15 protein-coding genes are annotated in these 22,542 nt (G+C 66.2%); 12 read left to right on the forward strand and 3 right to left on the reverse strand.

Features of this window, described 5'->3' with window-relative positions; translation table 11 throughout:
- Positions 1–15: 15 nt before the first annotated feature.
- Together A9974_RS24005 and A9974_RS24010 are read left to right on the forward strand one after the other, a co-directional pair.
- Positions 16–1,329, forward strand: coding sequence for an MFS transporter (locus A9974_RS24005; protein ID WP_183006709.1), 1,314 nt, complete (start codon positions 16–18; stop codon positions 1,327–1,329).
- 129 nt (positions 1,330–1,458) lie between these two features.
- Positions 1,459–2,073 (forward strand): hypothetical protein, encoded by a 615-nt coding sequence (locus tag A9974_RS24010; protein WP_183006710.1) that lies wholly within the window; start codon positions 1,459–1,461, stop codon positions 2,071–2,073.
- Positions 2,074–2,100: 27 nt separating this feature from the next.
- On the opposite strand, the gene A9974_RS24015 is transcribed toward A9974_RS24010, so the two are convergent.
- Positions 2,101–3,033, reverse strand: a complete 933-nt coding sequence (locus A9974_RS24015; RefSeq protein WP_183006711.1) for a hypothetical protein — start codon at positions 3,031–3,033, stop codon at positions 2,101–2,103.
- Positions 3,034–3,167: 134 nt separating this feature from the next.
- A complete protein-coding gene (locus tag A9974_RS24020) occupies positions 3,168–3,938 on the reverse strand; it encodes an extracellular solute-binding protein (protein WP_183006712.1) in 771 nt (256 codons plus the stop codon).
- A 384-nt stretch (positions 3,939–4,322) separates the two neighbouring features.
- On the opposite strand from A9974_RS24020, the gene A9974_RS24025 reads away from it, so the two are divergent.
- The 8 genes from A9974_RS24025 (at position 4,323) to A9974_RS24060 (ending at position 19,839) form a co-directional block, all read left to right on the forward strand.
- Positions 4,323–10,346 carry a DUF3320 domain-containing protein gene (locus A9974_RS24025; RefSeq protein WP_183006713.1) on the forward strand — a complete coding sequence of 2,008 codons (6,024 nt, stop codon included), beginning with the start codon at positions 4,323–4,325 and terminating at the stop codon, positions 10,344–10,346.
- Positions 10,347–10,793: 447 nt separating this feature from the next.
- The gene (locus A9974_RS24030; protein ID WP_220806092.1) at positions 10,794–11,522 is read left to right on the forward strand and encodes an META and DUF4377 domain-containing protein; all 729 of its coding nucleotides are present in this window, start codon (positions 10,794–10,796) and stop codon (positions 11,520–11,522) included.
- Between the two features lie 194 nt (positions 11,523–11,716).
- Positions 11,717–12,223, forward strand: coding sequence for a sigma-70 family RNA polymerase sigma factor (locus A9974_RS24035; RefSeq protein WP_183006715.1), 507 nt, complete (start codon positions 11,717–11,719; stop codon positions 12,221–12,223).
- Positions 12,220–13,197 (forward strand): FecR domain-containing protein, encoded by a 978-nt coding sequence (locus tag A9974_RS24040; protein ID WP_370539679.1) that lies wholly within the window; start codon positions 12,220–12,222, stop codon positions 13,195–13,197. The genes A9974_RS24035 and A9974_RS24040 overlap by 4 nt, the downstream gene beginning before the upstream one ends.
- A gap of 66 nt (positions 13,198–13,263) precedes the next feature.
- On the forward strand, positions 13,264–15,705 hold the full coding sequence (locus A9974_RS24045; protein ID WP_183006717.1) for a TonB-dependent siderophore receptor: 2,442 nt from the start codon (positions 13,264–13,266) through the stop codon (positions 15,703–15,705).
- A gap of 113 nt (positions 15,706–15,818) precedes the next feature.
- The gene (locus A9974_RS24050) at positions 15,819–16,346 is read left to right on the forward strand and encodes a sigma-70 family RNA polymerase sigma factor (RefSeq protein WP_183006718.1); all 528 of its coding nucleotides are present in this window, start codon (positions 15,819–15,821) and stop codon (positions 16,344–16,346) included.
- A gap of 6 nt (positions 16,347–16,352) precedes the next feature.
- Positions 16,353–17,303, forward strand: a complete 951-nt coding sequence (locus tag A9974_RS24055; protein ID WP_183006719.1) for a FecR domain-containing protein — start codon at positions 16,353–16,355, stop codon at positions 17,301–17,303.
- Between the two features lie 88 nt (positions 17,304–17,391).
- Positions 17,392–19,839, forward strand: a complete 2,448-nt coding sequence (locus A9974_RS24060; RefSeq protein WP_183006720.1) for a TonB-dependent siderophore receptor — start codon at positions 17,392–17,394, stop codon at positions 19,837–19,839.
- Positions 19,840–19,931: 92 nt separating this feature from the next.
- On the opposite strand, the gene A9974_RS24065 is transcribed toward A9974_RS24060, so the two are convergent.
- Positions 19,932–20,471 carry a DUF4262 domain-containing protein gene (locus A9974_RS24065; RefSeq protein WP_183006721.1) on the reverse strand — a complete coding sequence of 180 codons (540 nt, stop codon included), beginning with the start codon at positions 20,469–20,471 and terminating at the stop codon, positions 19,932–19,934.
- A gap of 188 nt (positions 20,472–20,659) precedes the next feature.
- Here A9974_RS24065 and A9974_RS24070 point away from each other — a divergent pair, with 188 nt between their 5' ends.
- Together A9974_RS24070 and A9974_RS24075 are read left to right on the forward strand one after the other, a co-directional pair.
- Positions 20,660–21,715 carry a hypothetical protein gene (locus tag A9974_RS24070; RefSeq protein ID WP_183006722.1) on the forward strand — a complete coding sequence of 352 codons (1,056 nt, stop codon included), beginning with the start codon at positions 20,660–20,662 and terminating at the stop codon, positions 21,713–21,715.
- Positions 21,716–22,091: 376 nt separating this feature from the next.
- Complete coding sequence (locus A9974_RS24075; protein ID WP_183006723.1) at positions 22,092–22,439, forward strand: hypothetical protein; 348 nt, start codon at positions 22,092–22,094, stop codon at positions 22,437–22,439.
- The last annotated feature ends 103 nt before the right edge of the window (positions 22,440–22,542 follow it).

Below are 22,542 nucleotides of genomic sequence, written 5' to 3' on the forward strand. Positions count from 1 at the left end.
CAAAGGGAAAGAGACATGAGTATTTCTGAAAGCGTGCCGCTGGGCGCGGCAAGGCCGGTTGCGGTGCCCGCGGCGGATGCCGCCCGTCGCAAGCAGGCTCGCCGGGCGGTGATCGCCGCGTCGATCGGCAATGCGCTGGAATGGTTCGACATGATCGCGTACGGCACCTTCGCGCTGGTCATCGCCAAGCTGTACTTTCCGTCGGCCAGCGAAAGCTCATCGCTGCTGCTGGCGCTGGCAACCTTCGGCGTGTCGTTCCTGATGCGGCCGTTGGGCGCTATCGTGCTGGGCACCTATGCGGACCGGGCCGGGCGCAAGGCAGCCCTGACCGCGTCTATTTTCCTGATGATGATCGGCACACTGCTGATCGTGCTGGTGCCCACGCATGCTCAGATTGGCGTCACGGCATCGGTGATCATCCTGATCGCGCGGCTGATCCAGGGTTTTTCCGCCGGCGGCGAGTTCGGCAGCGCCACCGCGTTTCTCATCGAGTATGCCCCCGACCGGCGCGCCTATTACGCCAGTTGGCAGGTCGCCAGCCAGGGCGCTGCGATCTTGCTGGCTGCGGTGTTCGGCACGGCGCTGCATGCCGGCCTGACGCAAGCGCAATTGGAAAGCTGGGGATGGCGGGTGCCGTTTATTTTCGGCTTGCTGATCGCGCCGGTCGGCTACTACATCCGTCGCCACATGGATGAAACGCCGGAATTCAGCGCGGCCAAAGCGTCGGATTCGCCGTTGGGCGATATGTTCGCGGGTCAGAAGCTGCGACTGGCCGTCACGGTCGGGTTTGTGGCGCTGGGTTCGGTGGGCAATTATCTCGCCCTGTACATGCCGACGTACTCGATACGTCAATTGGGGCTGCCGCCGACGATCGGCTTTCTGGCGACGTTGGTGACCGGCGTGATCATGACGGTGGGCTCGCCCTTCGTGGGCGCTTGGGCCGACCGCATCGGCCCCGCCCGCATCATGACGGTTACCGCGGCGCTGACGGCGGTGTTGTGCTATCCGCTGTTCTTCGTGCTGGTGTCGCACCCGACGGTTGCCGTACTGATGGGCGTGCAGGTGGTCCTGGGCGTCTTGGCCACCGCCTATTTCGCACCGATGCCCGCGTTGATGTCCGCCATATTCCCGGTGCAGGTCCGTACGACCGGTCTGTCGCTAGGCTACAACATCGCGGTCACGATCTTCGGCGGCTTTGCGCCGTTTATCCTGACGTGGCTGATAGACAGCACGGGCTCCCGCTTGTCGCCCAGCTATTACTTGTTTGCCGTGGCCCTGATGGCCTTGGTGTCGCTGTCCATGGCGCGGGTCCGGTTCAGCCAGCGATAGCGGGCGCCGCCGCGGCCATTCCGGGCTTGCCGCCGGAACGCCGCGGCGTTGTCAACGGAAGCAGCAGCGCAAGATCGGGCGGGAAAGGCATAATTGCCCTTTTTCTTGCGCCAAGAAAGGTTCTTCCGTATGACCGACGCCGTACCCATCAGCCAAGCCGACTACGACCTGCCCCTGGAAAAACTGGAATCCCACCTGCTGGCGCAGCGCCAGCGCGCGGCGGACGTGGTCAATGCGGCGACGCGCAACTGGACCTGGGTGCGCCATGGCGCGTTCCTGGCGTCCATCGTCATCGTCGGCATCGAGAAACTGACGACCGGCAAGGTCGGCGCCAATACCGCGGTCTTCGCCAGCGTGATACTGCTGATGGCATTGAGCTTCATCGCCGCGGCCAAGACCCGCCGCATCATCAAAGGCCTGGGCAACGGGCAGCCCACACCCAAGTGGGTGCTCAAGCGCATGATCCGCAAAACCATTTTCAAGGGCGCCGACAGTCTGCGCGGTTCAGCCCGGTTCTATCCGGATCGTTTCGTGCTGGAGCAGAACGGCAGCCATTTCGAATCCGATTACGAAAACGACAAGATCGAATTGATCGCCCTGACGCCGGATTATCTGCAGATCATTCCGGTGCAACGCAAGGACGTGCCCGACGAGGTGTATTTCATTCCGCTGGCGGCGGTGGACCAGCCCGAGGAACTGCTGAAGTTCCTGGGCGGCAAGCCTAATTATGTGGATGCGGTGTAGCGAGAGAAGCTCGGCTTATCGCCGCGTTCATTCATATGCCTGCTTGGCCGCGGACCATTTGAAGGTCCGCTTCCACTTTCCGCCTTGCTGGCGCAGCTGGATATCAAAGTAGCCGCCCGTCTTGCCGGGCAGCAACACCAGGGAATTGCTGGCGTCCGATACGTCATGTTCGCGTGTGCCGTCCGGGTTCCAGTCACCAGCGATCGATTTGCTGAACGACATGGGCTGGGCGAAGACGACCCGCAGGGCTGCGCCGTCGATGCGGAACAGGTACAGCGCTTCGAAGTCGGCGCCGCCGCCGGCGTAGCCTTCGCTCCAGCCGGCGCGCAGGCCAAAGGCCACGGCGTCGGGGGCGATCTTGTACGGCGCCAGGTCAAAGCGCTTCCAGCTTTGCGGCGGCGATAGCCGCGGCGTGCCGGCGTCCTGCATGTCCAGATCGATGGGCAGGTCGATGTCGGTGTCGCTCCAGTCGGTCTGTGTGGTGACCGGGCCGTCGGTGCGCGCCACCAGCTTGGGCGCGGCGCCTGGGGCTGATTCAAATACGCCGACCCACATCTCGTTCTTGTCTTCGTCGCGCGACAGGTTGTTGCAGCCGCCGCCGCCATATTTCTGGAGCCGTTCGGCGCGCTCGGCGGTGGCCGCCAGGCAGACCATGGTGACGAACGATCCGGGCCGCTGCGGCCAGGCCTTGGCGCCGGCCACCAGCAGCCGCTTGGGATTCTGGCCGGGCGCCAGTTGCTGCAGCAGGAACGTGTCGGTGAACTCCGCCGGCAGTTGCGCGCCCAGGCCATCGGGCTGGGGTGCGCCGCTCATCTGGGCGTCGTACAGCTTGCGCGCGTCCTGGGTCTTGATGGCGCCGGGAACCTGATCCAGGGATTGCACCCGGGTGTCCGCCAACGCCAGGGGCGCGTGCAGGGCATAGACCAGCGGGCAGAGCAGCAGAGCGGGACGCAGGCGCATCGATGAAACCAGGCAGTAGTGAAGTTGCGTGATTATCGCTGAACGGCGGCGGTAGAGGATCGATGAAATCTCTCAGCAAAACGTCAGGAATTTCGCGCTATCCGCCTGCTGCAATGGCCCGTGCCCGGGCCGCGTCAGTCTGTCTTCCAGCCCCATTTCTCGAAGATCGCGCGGCCGTCGGGCGAGGCCAGGAAATCCACGAAAGCCTGCGCTTGCGGATTGTCCTTGCCGTACCGGGTGACGACCGCGCCGGCATCGCGGTAGATGCGATACGGCTCTTCCACCTGCACCACGTCGGCCAGTGTGGGGTTCGAGACCTGCCAGATGTTCCAGATCAGCCAGGCATCGATGCTTTTGTCCTCGGCCCATTGGCTACGCGCCTGGGCGCTGTTGCCGGCTTCGGGCAACATCAGGTTGGCCCGGAAGGCGCGCACGGTGTCGATGTCGCCCAGGCGGCCGGCCACGTCTTCCCACAGGCCGGTCTGGCCCGCGCCGGAAACGGCCATGACCTTGATGCCAGGCTTGAGCAGGTCCTTGAACCCCTGGATACCTTTGGGATTGCCGGGCCGCACCAGGATCGCCGAGGGCCGCAGGTACAGCGTGCGTGCTTCGCGCAGGTCGAACAGGCCGGGCAGGGCGGTGGCAAAGCCGCTCATCATGTTTTCCGCACCGCTGAACAGCACGTCGGCATTTTGCTTGGCCTGCTCGGCCCAGGCGGGCGTGGGGCCGGCGGTGACCTTGACCTGGATGCCATGCTGCTTGCCGAAGGCGTCCGCGGCTTCTTTCATGGCGGGCGCCGGGCCGCCCGGGCCGTAGACGTTCAGGTCTTGCGCGGCCCAGGCGGGCTGGGCGGCCAGCGATGCCAGCGCAAGCAGGGCGCTGGCCAATAGCGTGTTCGACTTCATAGCGGGGACTCTCCGGCGAGGCCGGTCAACGCCCGAACTGCGCGTGACCGGCGGGTTGGCGTGAACAGGCCGCAAGCATTTCGAGTCGCGGCCCGTCAGGGGTATGGACGTTGCCGGGCGCCCGAATATTCCAAGTGCGACATCATGCGTTGCCAATCTGCTGGTTTTCGTTCCAAAAAAAACGGACGCCAGCCCGGCAAGCCTTGTATTTCAGTCTATATTCCCTGGGCGAAACCCGTTGCCGCCGCGGCCTGGCTCATCGCGCCCGCGCAACGCGTATTCCGTCCGCCCCGATTGCCCGGGTCCGGCGCCTGCGCAGCCCTTGCGGCTGCCCAATGCGCGCCGCCGGCGCCGGTGGGCGATGAACCGAACAGAGAGAGAGCGATGGATAAGCGACAAGACCTGGAACAACCGGCCATCCAGGAGGGCGCGGCACAGGCCGTGGCGCATGGCGAGCCGGAATCGCTTGCCCGCGACGCGATCGTCATCGACATCGAGGCCGATCCGACCTTGGGTTATGCATCGATCCAGAACGTCGTCCCGGTGCTGCGTTCGTTACGCCTGACCAATCGTTCGCAAGACACCTTCGAGAACCTGGAAGTCCACGTCCGCTGCAATCCGGCCTTTGCGCAAAGCGCGCGGCTACGCTTTGACGTGCTGGTGCCAGGAGAAATCCGCCGTATCGCGCCGCTGGACCTGGCGCCGGATCATGGCTACTTGGCCGGTCTGCAGGAATCGCAGCGCGCCAGCATCGACGTCACCGTGCAGGCCAGCGCTCAGGTCGTGGGCCGCGCGTCGCAGCCGGTGGCCGTGCTGGCGTACGACCAATGGGCCGGCACGCGCGCCTTGCCGGAGTTGCTGGCCGCGTTCTCGATGCCGAACAATCCGGCGGTGGACGTGCTGATCGGCAAGGCCGCCAAGCTGCTGCGCAGCCAGCATAGCGATCTGACCATGAACGGCTACCAGTCCAAGAGCCGCGACGTGGTCTGGAAGCAGGTGTCGGCCATCTACAGCACGTTGGCCGCCGAGACCTTGCATTACGCCGAACCGCCGGCCTCGTTCGGCGTGGATGGCCAGAAGATCCGCACGCCCGACCGCATCCTGGAGGCCCGCGTGGCGACCTGCCTGGACCTGGCGATGCTGTTCTCGTCGTGCCTGGAGCAGGCCGGGCTGCGCCCCGTGATCCTGATGAAGGACGGCCATGCCTGGGTGGGCGTGTGGCTGCACCCGGCGTGCTTCGCGGACCCGCTGACCGACGACGTGCAGGCGGTGCGCAAGCGCGTGGACAGCGGTGAATTCCTGGTCTTTGAAACCACCGGCATTGCCCAGCATCCCAATTTCCGCCCGTCGCTGCGGCTGGCGCTGGAACAGGGCGCCGCGCACCTGCGGGAAGAAAACACATTCCGCTACGCCATCGACGTGCACCGCGCGAGGGAGTTGCAGATCAAGCCGCTGCCGTCGCGCGGGGGCAGCGCCGTGCCTGGCGAGGCCGAGGCCACCGAGCGGCCCGCCGCCATCGAGCCGACCCCCGACCTGCCGCCGCTGGACCCGGAGTTCGTCATCAATCTGGAACCGGCCGACGATACGCCCGAAGGCCGGCTGGCCAAGTGGAAGTCGCGCCTGCTGGATCTGACGCTGCGCAACCGGCTTCTGAATTTCAAGAACACCAAGTCGACGCTGCCGCTGGTGGCGCCGGACCTGGCGCGCCTGGAAGACGCCATCGCCGACGGCAGCGAGTTCCGCATCCGTGCGCTGCCCGCCGCGCTGATGGAAGGCAGCGACCCGCGCGTGGCGCAGGTACATGTGGACCGCGGCGGCCGCGCGCCGCTGGACGACATGGCGCTGGAGGCCCTGGGCAACCAGGAATTGATCGCGCGGGTGCCGCAAGAAGCCCTGGACGCCAATCTGCTGACCATCTTCGGCGCGGCGCGCACCGGCCTGGAAGAGGGCGGCGCCAACACGCTGTACCTGGCCATGGGCATGCTGCGCTGGACGGAAGACCCGGCCGCGGAAAGCGCCCACCTGGCGCCGCTGATCCTGGTGCCGGTGTCGCTACAGCGCCAATCCGTACGCAGCGGATTCCGGCTGGTCAGGCACGACGATGAAACCATCATCAACCCCACGTTGCTGCAGATGCTGCGCAACAATTACGAACTGCGCATCCCCGGCCTGGACGTGCTGCCGGCCGATGACAAGGGCGTGGACGTGGCGCGCGTGCTGCAGGCGTTCCGCCTGGCGGTGCGTGAGATCGCCGGCTGGGAGGTGCTGGAGCAGGTGCACCTGGGCATCTTCTCGTTCACCAAGTACCTGATGTGGAAGGATCTGCAGGACCGCAGCGCGCAGCTCAAGAGCAATCGCGTCGTCCAGCACCTGATCGATCGCCCGGGCCAGGCCTTTGCGCAAACGCCGTGGGATCCGCGTTTTGAACGGCTGGACGAAAGCTACAGCCCGCAGGACCTGTTGACGCCGTTGCTGTCCGATTCGTCGCAGCTGAAGGCGATCTGCGCCGTCGATGCCGGCCGTGACCTGGTGCTGGAAGGCCCGCCGGGCACGGGCAAGAGCCAGACCATCACCAACCTGATCGCGCATCTGCTGGCGCGCGGCAAGACGGTGCTGTTCGTCTCGGAAAAAATGGCCGCGCTGGAAGTGGTGCATCGCCGCCTGGCCAATATCGGCCTGGGGCCGTTCTGCCTGGAGCTGCATTCGTCCAAGGCCCGCAAATCCGAAGTGCTGCAGCAGCTGGGCAAGGCGCTGGACCACAGCGGCCAGCGCAGCAGCGACGACTGGCTGCGCGAGGCCGAGCGCCTGGGCGTGTTGCGCCAGGAGCTGAACGGCCTGGTGGATGCGCTGCATCATCTGCATCCCAATGGCCTGACGGTGTATGACGCCATCGGCACCAGCATCCAGCACGCCGGCCAGGGGCCGTCGCCGATGTTCTGGCCCGATGCGCACGCGCACGGCTACGGCGAGTTGGCGCAACTGCGCGAGGCCGCCCGCCGGATGGCGACTCTGTCCGGGGAGCTGGGCGCGTTGCATGGTCATCCGCTGGCCCACATCGGCATGGCCGAATGGAGCCCCAGCTGGCAGGACGCGCTACTGGCGTCGGCGCAGGCGCTGGACCAGGCGGTGGACGGCTTCAAAGCCCGCATCGCCGCGGCAGGCGAAGGCCTGGGCGTGCCGGCTGCCGGCCTGAGCCTGGACGCCTACGCCCGCCTGGATGCGCTGATCGACGTGCTGCTGGCCGCGCCGCAGGTGCCCGCCGGCCTGGCCGCGCAGGCGCATGATCCGGCGGCCCGGCTGCAAGTGCAGGCGCTGGCCCGGCATGGTTTGGCGCGCAATGCGCAATGGGCGCAGGTGGGCGCGCAGTGGACGGCCGAGCTGGCGCAACTGGACGGCAACGCGCTGAAGGCGCAATGGCAGGCTGCCTGCACCGCCTGGTGGCCCAAGTCCGCTTTTGCCAAGCGCGGCGTGCGTAAACGGCTGGCGCCGCTGCGCGCCGACGGCCAGCGCCCGGACGATGCCGCCATCAACGCGATGCTGGCCCCGCTGGCGCTCGTCAACGCCGAGGATCGCGAATTGGCGGCGTTGACGGCCGATGCCCAGCGTCTGCTGCAGAACGACTACGCGGGTCTGGACACCGATTGGGAACAGGTCAGGCGCCACGAACAGTGGGCCGAGCGCTTTGCCGACGCAGTGACGCTGATGGCGGGCGACCCGGCCGCGGCCACCGACCTGCGCACGCGCTTGCAGCCGCTGGTGGGGGAAAACCGCGCCTTCCTGCAACCTGGCGCGGCGTTGGGCAAGTGCCTGCTGGAGGCGCGCAACGCCTGGCGCACGGTGCAGGACACGCTGGCGGCGGTGCAGGCCCAGGCCCAGCCCGTTGAACCGCTACAGGGCGGCGCGGATGACAACGCCGCGCTGGAACGCATCCAGGCGGTGCTGGCCGGCTGGCGTCATCACAAGCAGTATCTGATGCCCTGGTGTGTCTGGCGCCAGGCCCGCGAGCAGGCCATTGCGCTGCAATTGCAGGCCCTGGTCGCGTCGCTGGAGCAGGGCCAGGTGCCCTTGGCCCAGGTCGAGGCGCATTTCGAATACAGCTACCGCAATTGGTGGGTCAAGAAGATCATCGATCACTCGCCGGTGCTGCGGTCTTTCTCCAGCGCCGACCACGAGCGCAAGATCCGCGAGTTCCGCCAGGCCGACGACCGCTTCCAGCAACTGACCTCGGCCTATATCGGGGCATTGCTGGCCGGCAAGGTGCCCGCGGGCAACGGCATCCTGGTCAGCCCCGACAGCGAGCTGGGCCTGCTGCGTCGCGAACTGCAGAAGAAGGCCCGCCATGTGCCGGTGCGCCAGCTGATGCAGCGCCTGCCGTCGCTGCTGCCTAAGCTGAAGCCGTGCCTGCTGATGTCGCCGCTGTCGGTGGCGCAGTACCTGGATGCCGGCCATTCGCAGTTCGACGTCGTGGTGTTCGACGAAGCGTCGCAGATTCCCGTGTGGGATTCGGTGGGCGCCATCGCCCGCGGCCAGCAGTTGGTGGTGGTGGGCGACACCAAGCAGCTGCCGCCCACCAGCTTCTTTAGCAAGTCGACGAACGAAGAAGACGGCGCCGGCGACGACGGCCAGGTCGAAGACCTGGAGAGCATCCTGGACGAGTGCCTGGGCGCGGACATGAACCGCCTGCGCCTGCAATGGCACTACCGCAGCAAGCACGAAAGCCTGATCACGTTCAGCAACGTCACCTATTACGACTCGCAGCTCATCACCTTCCCGTCGCCGGTCACCGATGACGTGGCTGTGCGGCTGGAGCGCGTGGCGGGTGTGTACGACCGTGGCGGCAGCCGTACCAACCGGCAGGAGGCCGAAGCCATCGTCAGGGGTATCGAGCAGCACTATCTGGACAAGGCGCGCCGCCGCCAGACGCTGGGCGTGGTCACCTTCAACCAGCCCCAGCAATCGCTCATCGAAACCCTGCTGGACGCGCGCCGCCGCGCCAATGCCGAGCTGGACAAGGCCATCTCGGCCCAGTCGCGCGAGCCGCTGTTCATCAAGAACCTGGAGAACGTGCAGGGCGACGAGCGCGACGTGATCTATTTTTCGATCACCTACGGCCCGGATGCGGCCGGCAAGATGACGATGAACTTCGGCCCGCTGAACGGCGAAGGCGGCCACCGCCGCCTGAACGTCGCGATCTCGCGGGCCCGCGAGGGCGTGGTGATCTACAGCACGCTGCTGCCCGAGCAGATCGACCTGTCGCGGGTGCGCGCGGCGGGCGTGCGCGACCTGAAGCACTACCTGGAATTCGCGCTCAAGGGTCCGCGCGCGCTGGTCGAGCAATCCCTGCCCTCGGGCCGCGAACCCGACAGCCCGTTTGAGACGCAGGTCATCAAGGTGCTGCGCGAGCGCGGCTGGGTGGTGCATCCGCAGGTCGGTTGCTCGGGCTACCGCATCGACATGGGCGTGGTGGATCCGCGCGCGCCGGGGCGGTATCTGCTGGGCATCGAATGCGATGGCCGTGCCTACCATTCCGGCGCCACCGCGCGCGATCGCGACCGCCTGCGGCAGGTCGTATTGGAAGGCTTGGGCTGGCGGCTGCACCGGGTCTGGTCCACGGATTGGTGGATCAACCCCGAGCGGGAAGTGGAAAAGCTGCTGGCGCGCCTGGAGACGGAATTGGAGCGTGTGGTGGACGAGGCGCCCGAGGCGGAGCCCGACGAGGCGTCGCCGTCCGAGACCGGAACACAGGACGATGGCGCGGAATTCGTGATCACCACCGAAGAGGGCGCCGCGGGATGGTCGGGTGCTTCGACGCCGACGGCACCGGCCGGTGTGGCGCCGCTGATCGATCCGGCCAGCGGCATTACGCCCTACCGGGTAGCCGACCTGCCGCCTGGCGAGGCCGACGCGTTCTACACCCGGGCCAACAATGCCCGTCTGGCGGACGCGCTGCGTCAGGTCATCGATACCGAGGGCCCCATTCCTGAAACCGTGCTGCATCGCCGGGTGGCCCGCGCCTGGGGCCTGGAGCGCACGGGAGTGCGGATCGTGGAGCGCCTGCGCACCTTGACGCCCGCCGACGTCGCCGAGACGCGCGAAGGGGATGTGACCTATTACTGGCCCACCGGCGTGCAGCCCGATACCTGGGCGGGTTTCCGTGGCGCGGGGCAAGACGAAGCCACGCGCCGCCGGGTCGATGACGTCTGCCTGGAGGAATTGGCCAACGGCGTGCTGCGGGTGCTGGCCATGACGGGCAATGCGCCCAAGGCGGATGTGATCAAGTCGGTGTGCCGTCTGCTTGGCTTGTCGCGGACCTTGGCGGACGCGGAAACCCGGGTCGGTCAAGCAGTGTCGGCGCTGGCGGCGCAAGGGCGTGTGGGCGATGCGGCCGGGATCTTGCGGGTGGTCTGAAGCGAGACCTGATCCATGGTGCGCCCCTGGGCGCACCATGGGCCGCTCAACTCGCTACGGATTTCGCAATCTTTTGCATAGCTGGGCAGATCGTTGCAGCGACGCAGATATCGGATGCCAGCGTGTGAGTGTCAGACTGTAATTGCGCACAGGCGGGCGCCGCGGCGTGGGCGAGCCCTCGCGTTTGGGTCATTGCCCAGGGGCAGCGGCCATTGCATGACGATGATCTTGTCAGGCTGTGTTCAGCCTCGCGGCAAGATTTTGATACGAGCCAACGTCCGATTGGCCAAATTCGTCCATGCTGCGGACGTAGAATCCGGGTTTTCATCAGTGCCACATGGCTGATAGGAACGAACCATGAAAAAAACAATCCTCCTGGCGTCTGCTTGCGCCGCGCTGCTTCAGGCTTGCGCGCCGGTTTCCTCTCCTAGCGAAGGATCGTCCACGATGTCCACCCCCGCCGCCACGTCCGCTTCGACCCAGTTGAGCCTGCCCGCCTATTACTGGCGCCTGGCATCCGCCACCGACGCATCGGGCAAGGCCATCGCCGCCCTGCAGAAAGGCATCGAACAGCCCGTGCGCCTGACGTTCTCGGCTGACGCCTTGAATATCCGCGGCGGCTGCAATGCGCAGTTCGGCGGCTATACGTATCAGAACGGCGTGCTGCACGTCGCTAACCTGGCCTCCACCATGAAGGCATGCGAACCGAGCCTGATGCAGCTGGACGCCGAACTCGGCCGCCATCTGAAGGGCGATCTGCGCGCCACGCTGGGCGGCGAGGCCTCGGAACCTGGCCTGACCCTGGTGGCGCAAGACGGTAGCGTGCTCAAGTTCGTTGGCGAGCCGACGCCGGAAACGCTGTACGGCGGCCCGGGCGAAACCATTTTCCTGGAAGTGGCCGCCAAGCGCACGCAATGCAGCCATCCGATGATTCCCAATTACCAGTGCCTGATGGTGCGCGAGCGCCGCTACAACGATGCCGGCGTGCAACTGCCGCCGCAGGAAGAATGGCATCCGCTGTATCAGTCGATCGAAGGCTACGAACACCACGACGGCGTGCGCACCGTGCTGCGCGTGAAGCGCTACGATTGGAAGAACCCGCCCGCCGATGCGCCGTCGAAGGTATATGTGCTGGACATGGTGGTCGAGCAGGACGCGTCGGGTAAGAAGAAGTAGGGCATTGCGATGACGCGTTCTGATGCGTCGTGATGCGAAAAGGGCAGTCCGGTTCGGACTGCCCTTTTTTGTGCTTGTGCGGGCGGACGCCCGCAACGCTGCCACGCTTTCTGGCCTCGCTGCGGAATCATTTACCCGGAGTGTGAGTTGTATTGTAAATTATAGTTATTCTCATCTATACCCGCGCGTCCCTCATGGCTGCCACCGATCCCACCCCGCAGCACACGCTTCATACGCTATACCAAGACCATCAGGGCTGGCTGCAGGGCTGGCTGCGTAAAAAGCTAGGATGCGCGTTCGACGCGGCCGATCTGGTGCATGACACCTATCTGCGGGTCTTGAGCCGCCGCGAGCCGGGCGCTATCCGTGAACCGCGTTCGTATCTGGCCACCATCGCCCATGGCCTGATGGTGAACCATCTGCGGCGCCGCGACCTGGAGCGCGCCTACCTGGAAACGCTGGCGCACCTGCCCGACCACATGGCCCCCTCGCCGGAAACCCGCGCGTTGGCCCTGGAAGCGCTGTACGAGATCGACGCCATGCTCGACGGCCTGCCCGTCGCGGTCAGGCGTGCGTTCCTGCTGTGCCAGCTGGAAGGCATCACGCATGCCGAGATCGCCAAGAGGCTGCGCGTGTCGGTGGGGTCGGTGCGCCTGTACATCGCCCGGGCCTTGCGCCAATGCCTGGAACTGGCGCCGTGAGCGGCGGGGGCATTGACCCGCGCGCGCTGGACGGCGCGGTGCAATGGTTCCTACGATTGACGTCTGGCACCGCCAACGACGCCGACCGTGCGGCCTGGCAGGCCTGGCGCCGCGCTGATCCTGAACATGAACGTGCCTGGCAACGCACCGAAGCCCTGACGCGCCGGTTCGAGGCACTGCCCAAGGGTGTGCTGCCGGTCTTGGGCCGGCCGCGCTCGGCGGGGCGCCGGCGCGCGCTGGGCAAGCTGGCGCTACTGCTCAGCGCTGGCGGCGCTGCGTGGCTGGCGTACCGCGACGACGCCTGGCGCAACTGGGTCGCCGAGTACCGCACGCCGACAGGGGCGCGGCGCGAGGTCATGCTGGCCGACCATAGCCGTGTCGTCTTGAACACGTCCACGGCGATGGATGTGCTGTTCGACGCCCAGCAGCGGCTGATCGCGCTGCATGCCGGCGAAATCCTGGTCGAGACCGCGCCCGATCCCGAACGCATCGCCCGGCCGTTTATCGTACGGACCCGCGAAGGCAGCATCACCGCGCTGGGCACCCGTTTCGTGGTGCGGCGCGACGACGGCGTATCGGCCGTGCAGGTGCTGGAAGGCGCCGTGCGCGTGGCGCCGCGCGGGGCGGCTGGCGATGGCGCTCTGGTGGTACCGGCCGGCATGGGCTTGCGTTTTGGCGACGGCGTGGCCGACCGCCCCGAACCCATCGCGGGCGATCCGTCGGCCTGGCAGCACGGCATGCTGCAGGTGGACGGCATGCCGCTCAAGCAATTCCTGGCCGAGCTGCAACGCTACCGCAGCGGCTGGATCGAATGCGCGCCGGAAGTGGCTCATCTGCCGATCTCGGGCGCGTTTCCGTCGGGCGACATCGACCGGGTACTGGCCACCGTCGCCGATACCCTGCCGCTGCAGGTGCGCTACCGCACCCGCTACTGGGTGTCCGTGCTGCCGCGCGGCGGAAAAACTAATTTGTAACGCGATTAGCACTTTTCGCGTCTCATCTGGCTACGAGGGTAAGACCAACTGTTGGAGTGCCCCGTCATGCCCCCGCGTTTTCCCCGTCTGCGCACCAGCGCGTCCCGTCGCGCCCTATGCGGCGCTCGCGCGTTCGCGCTGCCGCTGGCTGCCCTGGCCGCGCCCGTCCATGCGCAGACGTCCGCCGCGCCGGTCGCGGTGGCGATCGAACCCGGCCCGCTCAGCGCCGCATTGTCGGCCTACGCCGCGCGCGCCGGCGTGCTGCTGTCGTTCGATCCGGCGCTGACGCGAGACCTGCGCACGGCGGGGCTCCAAGGCAGCTATGGCTTCGAAGAGGGCTTGCGCAAGCTGCTGGACGGCAGCGGGCTGGAGCCCTTGCGGCGGGCCGACGGCGGCTACACGCTGCGCCGCCAGCCCCAGGCTGACGTGACCGCGCTGCCCGTCGTCACCGTGACGGGCAGCCGCGACGGCGACGCGGTCAGCGAAGGCACCGGTTCGTACACGACGCGGGCCGCCTCGTCCGCGACCCGCATGGACTTGTCCCTGCGCGAGACCCCCCAGTCGGTCAGCGTCGTCACCCGGCAGCAGATGGACGACCAGAATCTGACGACCCTGGACGACGTGTTGCGCCAGACCCCAGGCGTCGTGGCGGACAAGCAGGACGAACGCGTCACCATCACGTCGCGCGGCTTCGCCATGAACACCATGATCGATGGCGTGCCCACGTTCGCGTTCAAGACGCCCGCGGCCGAGGTCGGCATGATCAACACCGTCATCTACGACCGCATTGAAGTCGTGCGCGGCGCGGCCGGCCTGCTCAATGGGGTGGGAGAGCCGGGCGGTTCGATCAACCTGATCCGCAAGCGGCCCACCAGCGAATTCGCCGGCCATGTCACTGCCGGCGCGGGCCGCTGGAATAGCTACAACCTGGAGATGGACCTGGGCGGGCCGCTCAACAGTTCCGGTTCCGTGCGCGGCCGGGCCATCGCCTCGCGCACCGCGGGCGACAGCTTCATCGACAAGCGCAAGCGGTCCGACGATGTTTTCTACGGCATCCTTGAGGCGGATATCACGCCCAACACGCTGTTGAGCGTGGGCTTCGAACATCAAAAGACCGCCATCGACGGCGCCAACTTCGGCCAGGCGCCCCTGTTCTACAGCGACGGCACGCGTACCGACTTTCCACGCTCGTTCAACCCCGGCACCCCATGGAGCCAGTGGGACATGTACAGCGACAAGATTTTCGTCACGCTGGACCATCGCTTCGACAACGGCTGGCGCGTCAAGATGGACGCGAGCCGTCTGAAGAACGAGCGCCGGGCGGTCTGGGGCTACCTGTTCGAATACTTCCCTGTAGAACAGAACGGCGATTCCACCATCGAGATTCGCAAGAATCCGGCCAACTCCACCAACAAGTCCTTTGACCTGTACGCCACCGGTCCCTTCCAGGCATTCGGCAGAGAGCATCAGGCGTCGTTGGGCGTGAGCGTCAATGACTACACCAGCGAGCTGAACCTGGATTCGGCCAACCCCAACGGCTGGGACCGCCGGCCGCTCAATTTCTATCAGCTGCAGAATTTTCCCAAGCCCAGCCAGTTCTACACCTTCTACAACACCTTCCTGGACGCCAAGGAAACCGCCGTCTACGGCTCCGCCCGCCTGAAAATCGCCGAACCCCTGTCATTCGTGCTGGGCGGCCGCGCCACCTGGTACGAAGAAAAATCCAAGTCCTACAACGGCCCCGCCAATCTCTGGACGACCAACCCTACCGCCAAGGCGAACGGCGAATTCACGCCCTATGCCGGTACGGTGCTGGACCTGAACGACACGTTCTCGGCCTACGCCAGCTATACGCGGATCTTCATTCCCCGCACCGAACGCGACGCTACCAATGCGTTGCTGCCGCCGCAAACCGGCAAGAACTACGAACTGGGCCTCAAGGGCGAGCACCTGGACGGCAAGCTCAACACCAGCTTCGCCGTCTTTCGCACCCAGGAAGCCAACGTGCCGGTCGAAGACCCCAGCGGCACGCCGTTGCCGGACGGCAGCACCCCGTACCGTTCCGTGGCGGGTGCGCGCAGCAAGGGTTTTGAGGTGACGGTGGCCGGCGAGGTCGCGCGGGGCTTGCAGCTGATGGGCGGATATACCTACTTCGCCAAGCGCGACAACGAAGGCGCCTTGCTGTTGCCGAATTACCCCGAGCGTCTGTTCCGGGTGGCGGCCAGCTATCGCCTGCCCGGGGCATGGAACAAGCTCACGGTCGGCGCCAGCGTGAACTACCAGAGCGGGATCTATTACGACGAATCCAGCGGCCTGGGCCGCGCGACGCAGGGCGGGGTGACGGTGTTGGGGCTGATGGCCCGCTATGAATTCAGCCGGCAGGTTGCCGCGTCGATCAACATCGATAACTTGACGGACAAGCGGTACTACAGCGGGCTGGGCGGATACAACGGGTACAACTACGGGACGCCCCGCAATGTGTGGATGAAGGTCAGCTACAAGTTCTAGCGGACCACGCCGGGGCCGGATGACGGGGAACGGAGGCGGACGGATTGTTCGCTTCCATCAATAATGATTACAATTCCCATTTCCGAAAATCTGAAAGCAGTCACCCCACGGCCATGTCGTCCACGGAATCCCTGGAGCACCGCGAGCTTGGCAGGCTCTATCGCGATCATCATGGCTGGCTGCGCGGTTGGCTGCTGCGGCGCTTGAGCGTGCCGGCCGAAGCGGCCGATCTGGCGCAGGACACGTTCCTGCGCCTGCTGGCCTCGCCCGCGTCCATGGCACAGTTGCAGGGCATCCGCCAGCCGCGCAGTTTCCTGGCAACGGTGGCACAGCGCACCTTGGTGGACCACATCCGCCGCCAGGTGCTGGAGCGCGCCTGGCTCGAAACCTTGGCGCAGCAGCCCGAAGCCAGCGCGATCTCTCCCGAGACGCAGGCCATCCTGCTGGAAACCATCCGCGAGATCGATGCAATGCTGTGCGGCCTGGGCGACAAGGTACGGCGCGCCTTCCTGATGTCGCAGCTCGAAGGCGCCAGCTATGCCGAGATCGCGTCCGCCCTGGGGGTGACCGTCAGTTCCGTCAAGAAGTACATGGCGCGCGCCACCGAGCATTGCCTTGTGTACGCGCTGGCCAGGCAGTAGACGGCCATGGCGGACAAGACCATTTCGGCCGCGGCGCAGTGGTATGCGCGGCTGTGCGCGGATGACGTCACCCCTGCGGACGTGGCGGCGCATGGCCGTTGGCTGGCCGCCGACCCGGAACACGCGCGCGTCTGGCGCCAGGTCGAACGCCTGCGCGGCACCCTGGGGGCGGCGCCCGCGCGCCTGGCGGCCGATACCCTGAACCGGGTCGATCACCACTTTTCGCGCCGTCGCGCGTTGCTGCGCAATGGCCTGGGCGCCGTGGCGCTGTTCGGGATTGGCGGCCTGTTGGCCTGGCGCGCCTTGCCGGTGGACGGGATGCTGGCCGACTATCGCACCGGCACGGGTGAACGCCGCGAACTGCGGATGGCGGACGGCACCCTGCTGTGGCTGGACAGCGCCAGCGCGGTGGACGTCAAGATCGATACGCACGGCCGCCAGATCATCGTCCATTCGGGTGAAATCCTGATCGACACCGAACACGCGGCGCGGGGCCTGCCGCCGCTGCGTGTCGCCACCGTGCACGGCGCCGTGCGCCCGCTGGGCACGCGCTTCATCGTCAATCGCCAGGAAGGCCAGACGCAGGTGGCCGTGCTGCGCCATGCCGTGGCGCTGCAAGCGGCGGCGGGCGGCGACGAGGTGATCCTGCAAGCCGGCGAGCAGGGCACCCTGGAGTCCTCGGGCGCCCGTCACACAGGCGCCGTCATTGGTGAACCAGACGCCTGGACGCGGGGCTTGCTGATCGTGGATAACTGGCGGCTGGGCGACCTTATCGACCAGTTGGACCGTTACCGTTTCGGCCGGCTGCGGTGCGACGACGCCGTGGCTTCCTTGCGCGTATCCGGCGCGTTCCCCATCGACGACACCGACCGGGCGCTGGCCGCCGTCGAGCGGGCACTCCCGGTCCGGATATCGCATTTCACCCGCTACTACGTCCGCGTGGCGGCGCGCGGCTGATTAATTTTCCAGAGGCATTGTCCTTTTTCCGTGCTCGTCCGACTTAGCAGGGATCACGTCGGATTCAAGTCACGGAAAACCTTTGTTCATGTCCTCTACTACTGCTTCCTGCCGCCCCTTCCTTGCTTTGGCGCCGTTGGCGCGGGCCATCCTGATTGCCGCGATGGCGGTCAGTGCTGCGCCTGACGCATTGGCGCAAGCCGCGCCCAATGTCGAGACCGCCCGCCACTATGACATTGCGCCGGGGCCGCTGGGCCTGGCGCTGAGCCGGTTCGCCGCCCAGGCGGGCGTGGTGTTGTCGTTCGACGCGCAACTGACCCAGGGCAAGCAAAGCGCCGGGCTGCAAGGCGGCTATGGCGTTGCTGCAGGCTTGGCGGCCATGCTGGCCGGCACCGGCCTGGAGGCCATCAACCAGGGGGCCAACAACTACGGTCTGCGCATCGCCGGTACGCAGACGCTGGCGCCGGTGGAAGTGCTGGGCTCGCGCGAACCGGGGCCCAGCGAAGCAACGGATTCGTACACCGTCGGCTTGTCCACCACCGCCACCCGGCTGCCGATGACCCTGCGCGAAACGCCGCAGTCCGTGTCGGTCATGACGCGCCAGCGTATGACGGACCAGGGCCTGAACACCCTGGAAGACGCCATTGCCAACACGCCCGGCCTGACCTTCAAGAAGAAGGGATCGGCCGATGACAACGAGAAAGGCCTGTATGCGCGCGGCATGGAAATCACCAACATGCAGGTGGACGGCGTGCCGACGCACAAGGATTTCAACGCCTTGGGCCTGGACACCGCGCTGTACGACCGGATCGAGGTCGTCCGGGGATCCACCGGCTTGCTCAGCGGCGCGGGCAATCCCGCGGCGTCGATCAACCTGGTGCGCAAGCGGCCCACCCGGGAATTCGAGGCCGCCGCTGGCGTCACGGTGGGTTCGTGGGACTACAAGCGCACCGAGTTCGATCTGGGCAGCCCGCTGGACGAAGCCGGCAAGCTGCGCGGGCGATTGGTCGGCGCATGGCAGGAAGGCGGTTCGTTCATCGACCGTGTCAAACAGGATTCGCAACTGCTCTATGGCGTGGTCGAAGCCGACCTGGCCGAGCGCACCTTGTTGACGCTGGGTGCGGAATACCAGCGCAGGAAATGCACCGCGTGCTCGTACTTCGGCTTTCCCGCCGTATATGCGGACGGCTCGGAGACGGATTTTCCCCAGCGTTTCAACTCGGCCACCAACTGGAGCCGCCAGGAACGCACGCGCTATAACGTCTTTGCCACGCTGGACCACGAGTTTGCGCCCCTGTGGAAAGGATCGGTCACCCTGTCGCGCACCGGCGACGACAACGATCGCACCTACGGCTGGTTCAGCAGCAATGGCTGGGCCAACCCGCAGACGGGGCAGGGCGCTTCGGTCTGGGTCGCGAAATGGCCTATTCCCAAGACCCAGAACGCCGTGGATGCCAGCCTGTCCGGCGCCTTCAACGCGCTCGGTCGCCAGCACGACCTGGTGTTGGGCGTCAACGCGTCCCGCACCAAGGCGGACTACGACACCTATCCGCTGTGGCTGGCGCCCGGCTATGACCCCAAGATTCCGGACATCCGTGCGTGGAACGGCGATATGCCCGAGCCGGATTGGCAGTCGACCGGCAAGCGCTATTACACCGAGAAGCAAGCGTCGATCTATGGCGCCGTGCGCCTGCGTCCCACCGAGGCCTTGTCGTTGGTGCTCGGGTCACGCGTGACGTGGTGGGACCAGCAAGCTTCCTATGCCTATACCGATGGCTCGTCCTATCCGGACAACATGCGCGAGCAAGGCGTCTACACGCCCTATGCCGGGGTGGTCTATGACCTGACCCGCAACCTGTCCGCCTACGCCAGCTACACCAGCATCTTCCTGCCGCAACAGGCGCAGAGCGTGTCGGGCAGTGTGTTGGCGCCCATCAAGGGCAACACCTATGAAGTCGGGCTGAAGACGACGCTGATGGACGGCCGCTTGAATGGATCGCTGGCCCTGTTCCGTACCCGGCAAGACAATTACGCGATGCTGGACGGCGATCGCCTGGCGCCCAACGGCGACAGCGCGTTCGTTGCCGCCGACGGCGCGGTGATGCGCGGCGTGGAAGCCGAGGTGAGCGGCGAGCTCACGCCGGGCTGGCAGACGCAGCTGTCGTACGCCTATGTGGACCGCAGGCTGCCCCAGGGCTTTACGACGCAGGTGGGTCTGCCGCGCCACATCGCCAAGCTGTACACCACCTACCGCCTGCCCGGCGACTGGAGCGCCTTGACGGTGGGTGGTGGCGTGCGCTGGGAAAGCCAGAGCGGCTATTCCAGCCGCGGACCCGGCGGTCGGCAGGCCGAGGCATCGCAAAGCGCCTATGCGCTGCTGGACTTGATGGCGCGCTATCAGTTCAACCGCCAGTGGTCCGCCACGCTGAATTTGAACAACGTGCTGGACAAGAAGTACTACGCCAGCACCAACGTCTACAGCAATTACTACGGCGCGCCATTCAGCGCGATGCTGGGGGTGAATTACCGGTATTGAGCCGGGCCAGGTCTTCGCCCAGCGTCTGGACCAGGGTGTCGGCGGCCAGTTTCTTCAGGGCTTGGGTGTGATTGATTGCGGTCATGCCGGGATCATCCTTGGGGTGAGTCAGGCGTCGCGGCGGGCCAGGCCCAGCCATTTTCCGACAGGTCTGGCTGCAGCGCCTTGAACGAGGCGTCGGCCCCTGCCTGTCCGGGGAACACGCCGGCCTTGTCGGGCCAGAACAGCTGCACGCAGGGAAAGTCGTCGCCGCCGTGGAACCAGCGGTTCCAACCCAGGTGGTCGGGGTAGTGGGACTTGTCGACCGGCACGAGCAGGGCGTTGAAGCCGCGGAACAGGGTGTCGGTGGGCACACCGATGGGCGGCGGGTTGCCGGCCTCGATCATCCGATAGAGGTTCCACAGCACGTCGTGGGTGACTTCGCGTGGCAGGGAAAAGACGATGACCTCGGGAAATCCATGGCCGACCCAGAATCCCGTGGTGAAGGAGAAGCCCGGCTCGTCGTCTTCGGCGAAGATCTCGGTGCGAAACCAGCCGTGCTCGCGGATCTGGTTGACGAAGCGTTGCTCGTCGGCGTCCAGGACGTCGGCGGGGGCATCCAGGGCGGTGGCGATGTCGGGGATGGGGGGCATGCGGTTTCCGTGGGGTGGGCGAGCGCTGGGCGGTACGGGAAATCATACCTACCCAGCTCCTCTGCCAGGGGGGCGACGTGATCTCGTGGCGTGGCAGGCGGATAGCGGACAGTTCTGTAAACTTGCCTGCGTCTTGCCTGCGTCTTGCCCGGCGTCGGCCGCCTTTTCTCTCCTTCGACCGCTATCCGATGACCACTTCCCACGCCGCTCTCGCCGACGCCCTGCGCGCACCGGTAGGTTCCCCCGCTGAATTGGATACGCTGGAAAAATTCTTCCAGCGCCCCGAGGTCAGCGCGTTCTACGCCGAAGCCCAGGAACCCGGCGAGACCGGCGCCGCGTTGCAATTCTGCGCCGGCCTGTTGCCTACCCTGCATCCCAGCCGTGCGGCGGGGTTGGCGCTGATGTGCGGATCCCTGGTGGAAGACGGCGCCGATCCCGTCATCCTGTTCCCGACGCTGCAAGCGCTGCTGCGCCCCTGGCTGGAAACGCTGCGGCCATACTGCGCCCAGGAAGTGGAAGCGGACGACGACGAGGTCGAAGAGGCTGACCGCCAGGCCTGGGCCGACGCGCAGGCGCGGCTGGCGGCGGTGCCGCAAGACCAGCGCTGGGAAGTCGATGCGCTGCAGGAGGCCGTGGACACGCTGGTGCTGCCGATGATGGCGATGGTGATGCGCGACCGCCGCAACCATCAGGCCTTGATCGACGACGATGCGCTGCTGGAATGGCTGTACGCGATGACGACAATGAACGACAGCCTGCCGTTCGAACAGCTGCATTTTTTGTGGCTGGCATCGCGCATCAGCTACGAGGACGAGCTGGTGGTGGTATTGCCGATGTCCGGGACGGGCTTCGTGGCGCGGGCGCATGGCATCAACAACAACTTCCATGCCTTCACGCTGCTGCAGATCCTGATCGGCGAGCATGCCCAGGCGTTGGGCGTGCGGCGCGAGATCGCGCCGCGCGAACCGGACGCGGATCGGGACAGCGCGGATTTCCAATGGCTGCAGGCGGACGCCTATGCCGGCGGTGCGTTGCAGAACATCATGCGTTTGGCCTGGGGCGAGGGTGCGTTGCGCGATAACCACGCCAAGGGCGGCAAGCGGGTACTGATCGCGCTGGAAACGGACGAAGGCATCAAGCGCAACTGGTCGGGCTTCAATGGCGCGATCCACGACGCGCAACAACCGTCGATGACGTTCATGCGGTACCTGACGCCGGACGAGGTGGCGGCCTATTTGGCGTGACGCCGCCCCGACGAGCGGCGTGCCAAAGTTGGCGCGCACGACGACGTCGTAGCGGTTGGCCAGCCAGACATCGTCCTTGAAGCCGATGATCTTGCCGCGAAAGCGCCGGACGACGATCAATACCAAGGTATATGTCCCCTGGCCTGTTTGGAACGCCAAGCCAGTCCTACACTCCCGCTTGTCGCAAACCTAAAGGAGCCCGCCGTGGAAGACGACGGAAGTACCAGAACCTACGGCGCATGCCGGGCATGACGGGTCTGCACGCCTTTTCTTGCCAGCCGCCGCGCGCAATCCCGTCTTTCTGACGGCGCCGCAGCGCTACGCATGCGCCACTTGAACGCCTTCGGGCGGATCGTCCTGCATTCAGGAGACGCGCATGCTCTTCCATACCCAATCCCCGACACCTGTGCGCCGCGCGCCCACCGCGTCGGCCTTCATCACCCTGACGTTCTACGGCAGCCCCACCGTGCTGGCCGCGATCCGCAAGCGCCTTTACGAAGCGCTGCGGCAGCGCGACGAGAGCGTGGCCGATGTCCGCTATTCGGCCGACGGCGAGCAGGCCTGCACCGCCATCAGCCTGCGTAGCGATACCGGCAACCCCTGGCCGTTGATCACCTGGCTCAGCGACCTGTGCCGCGACATGGGCGTGCAGACGCTGCGTGTCGGGGTGTCGCCCGCGGCCCGCGCGCAGCCCGCGCCGGTGGTGGCGCCGACCCACCTCTGATCCATCTTTTTTCGATTTTCAATATCCATCGAGTTCGCGCTCGCCGCGGATGGGGGATGCCTGCGCCTTGACGCCGGCGCTGCCCCGTCCACGACGAGTGCGG

Origin of the sequence: Achromobacter sp. UMC71 (assembly GCF_014170305.1) — a bacterium.
In the GTDB taxonomy this organism is placed as follows: domain Bacteria; phylum Pseudomonadota; class Gammaproteobacteria; order Burkholderiales; family Burkholderiaceae_B; genus Achromobacter.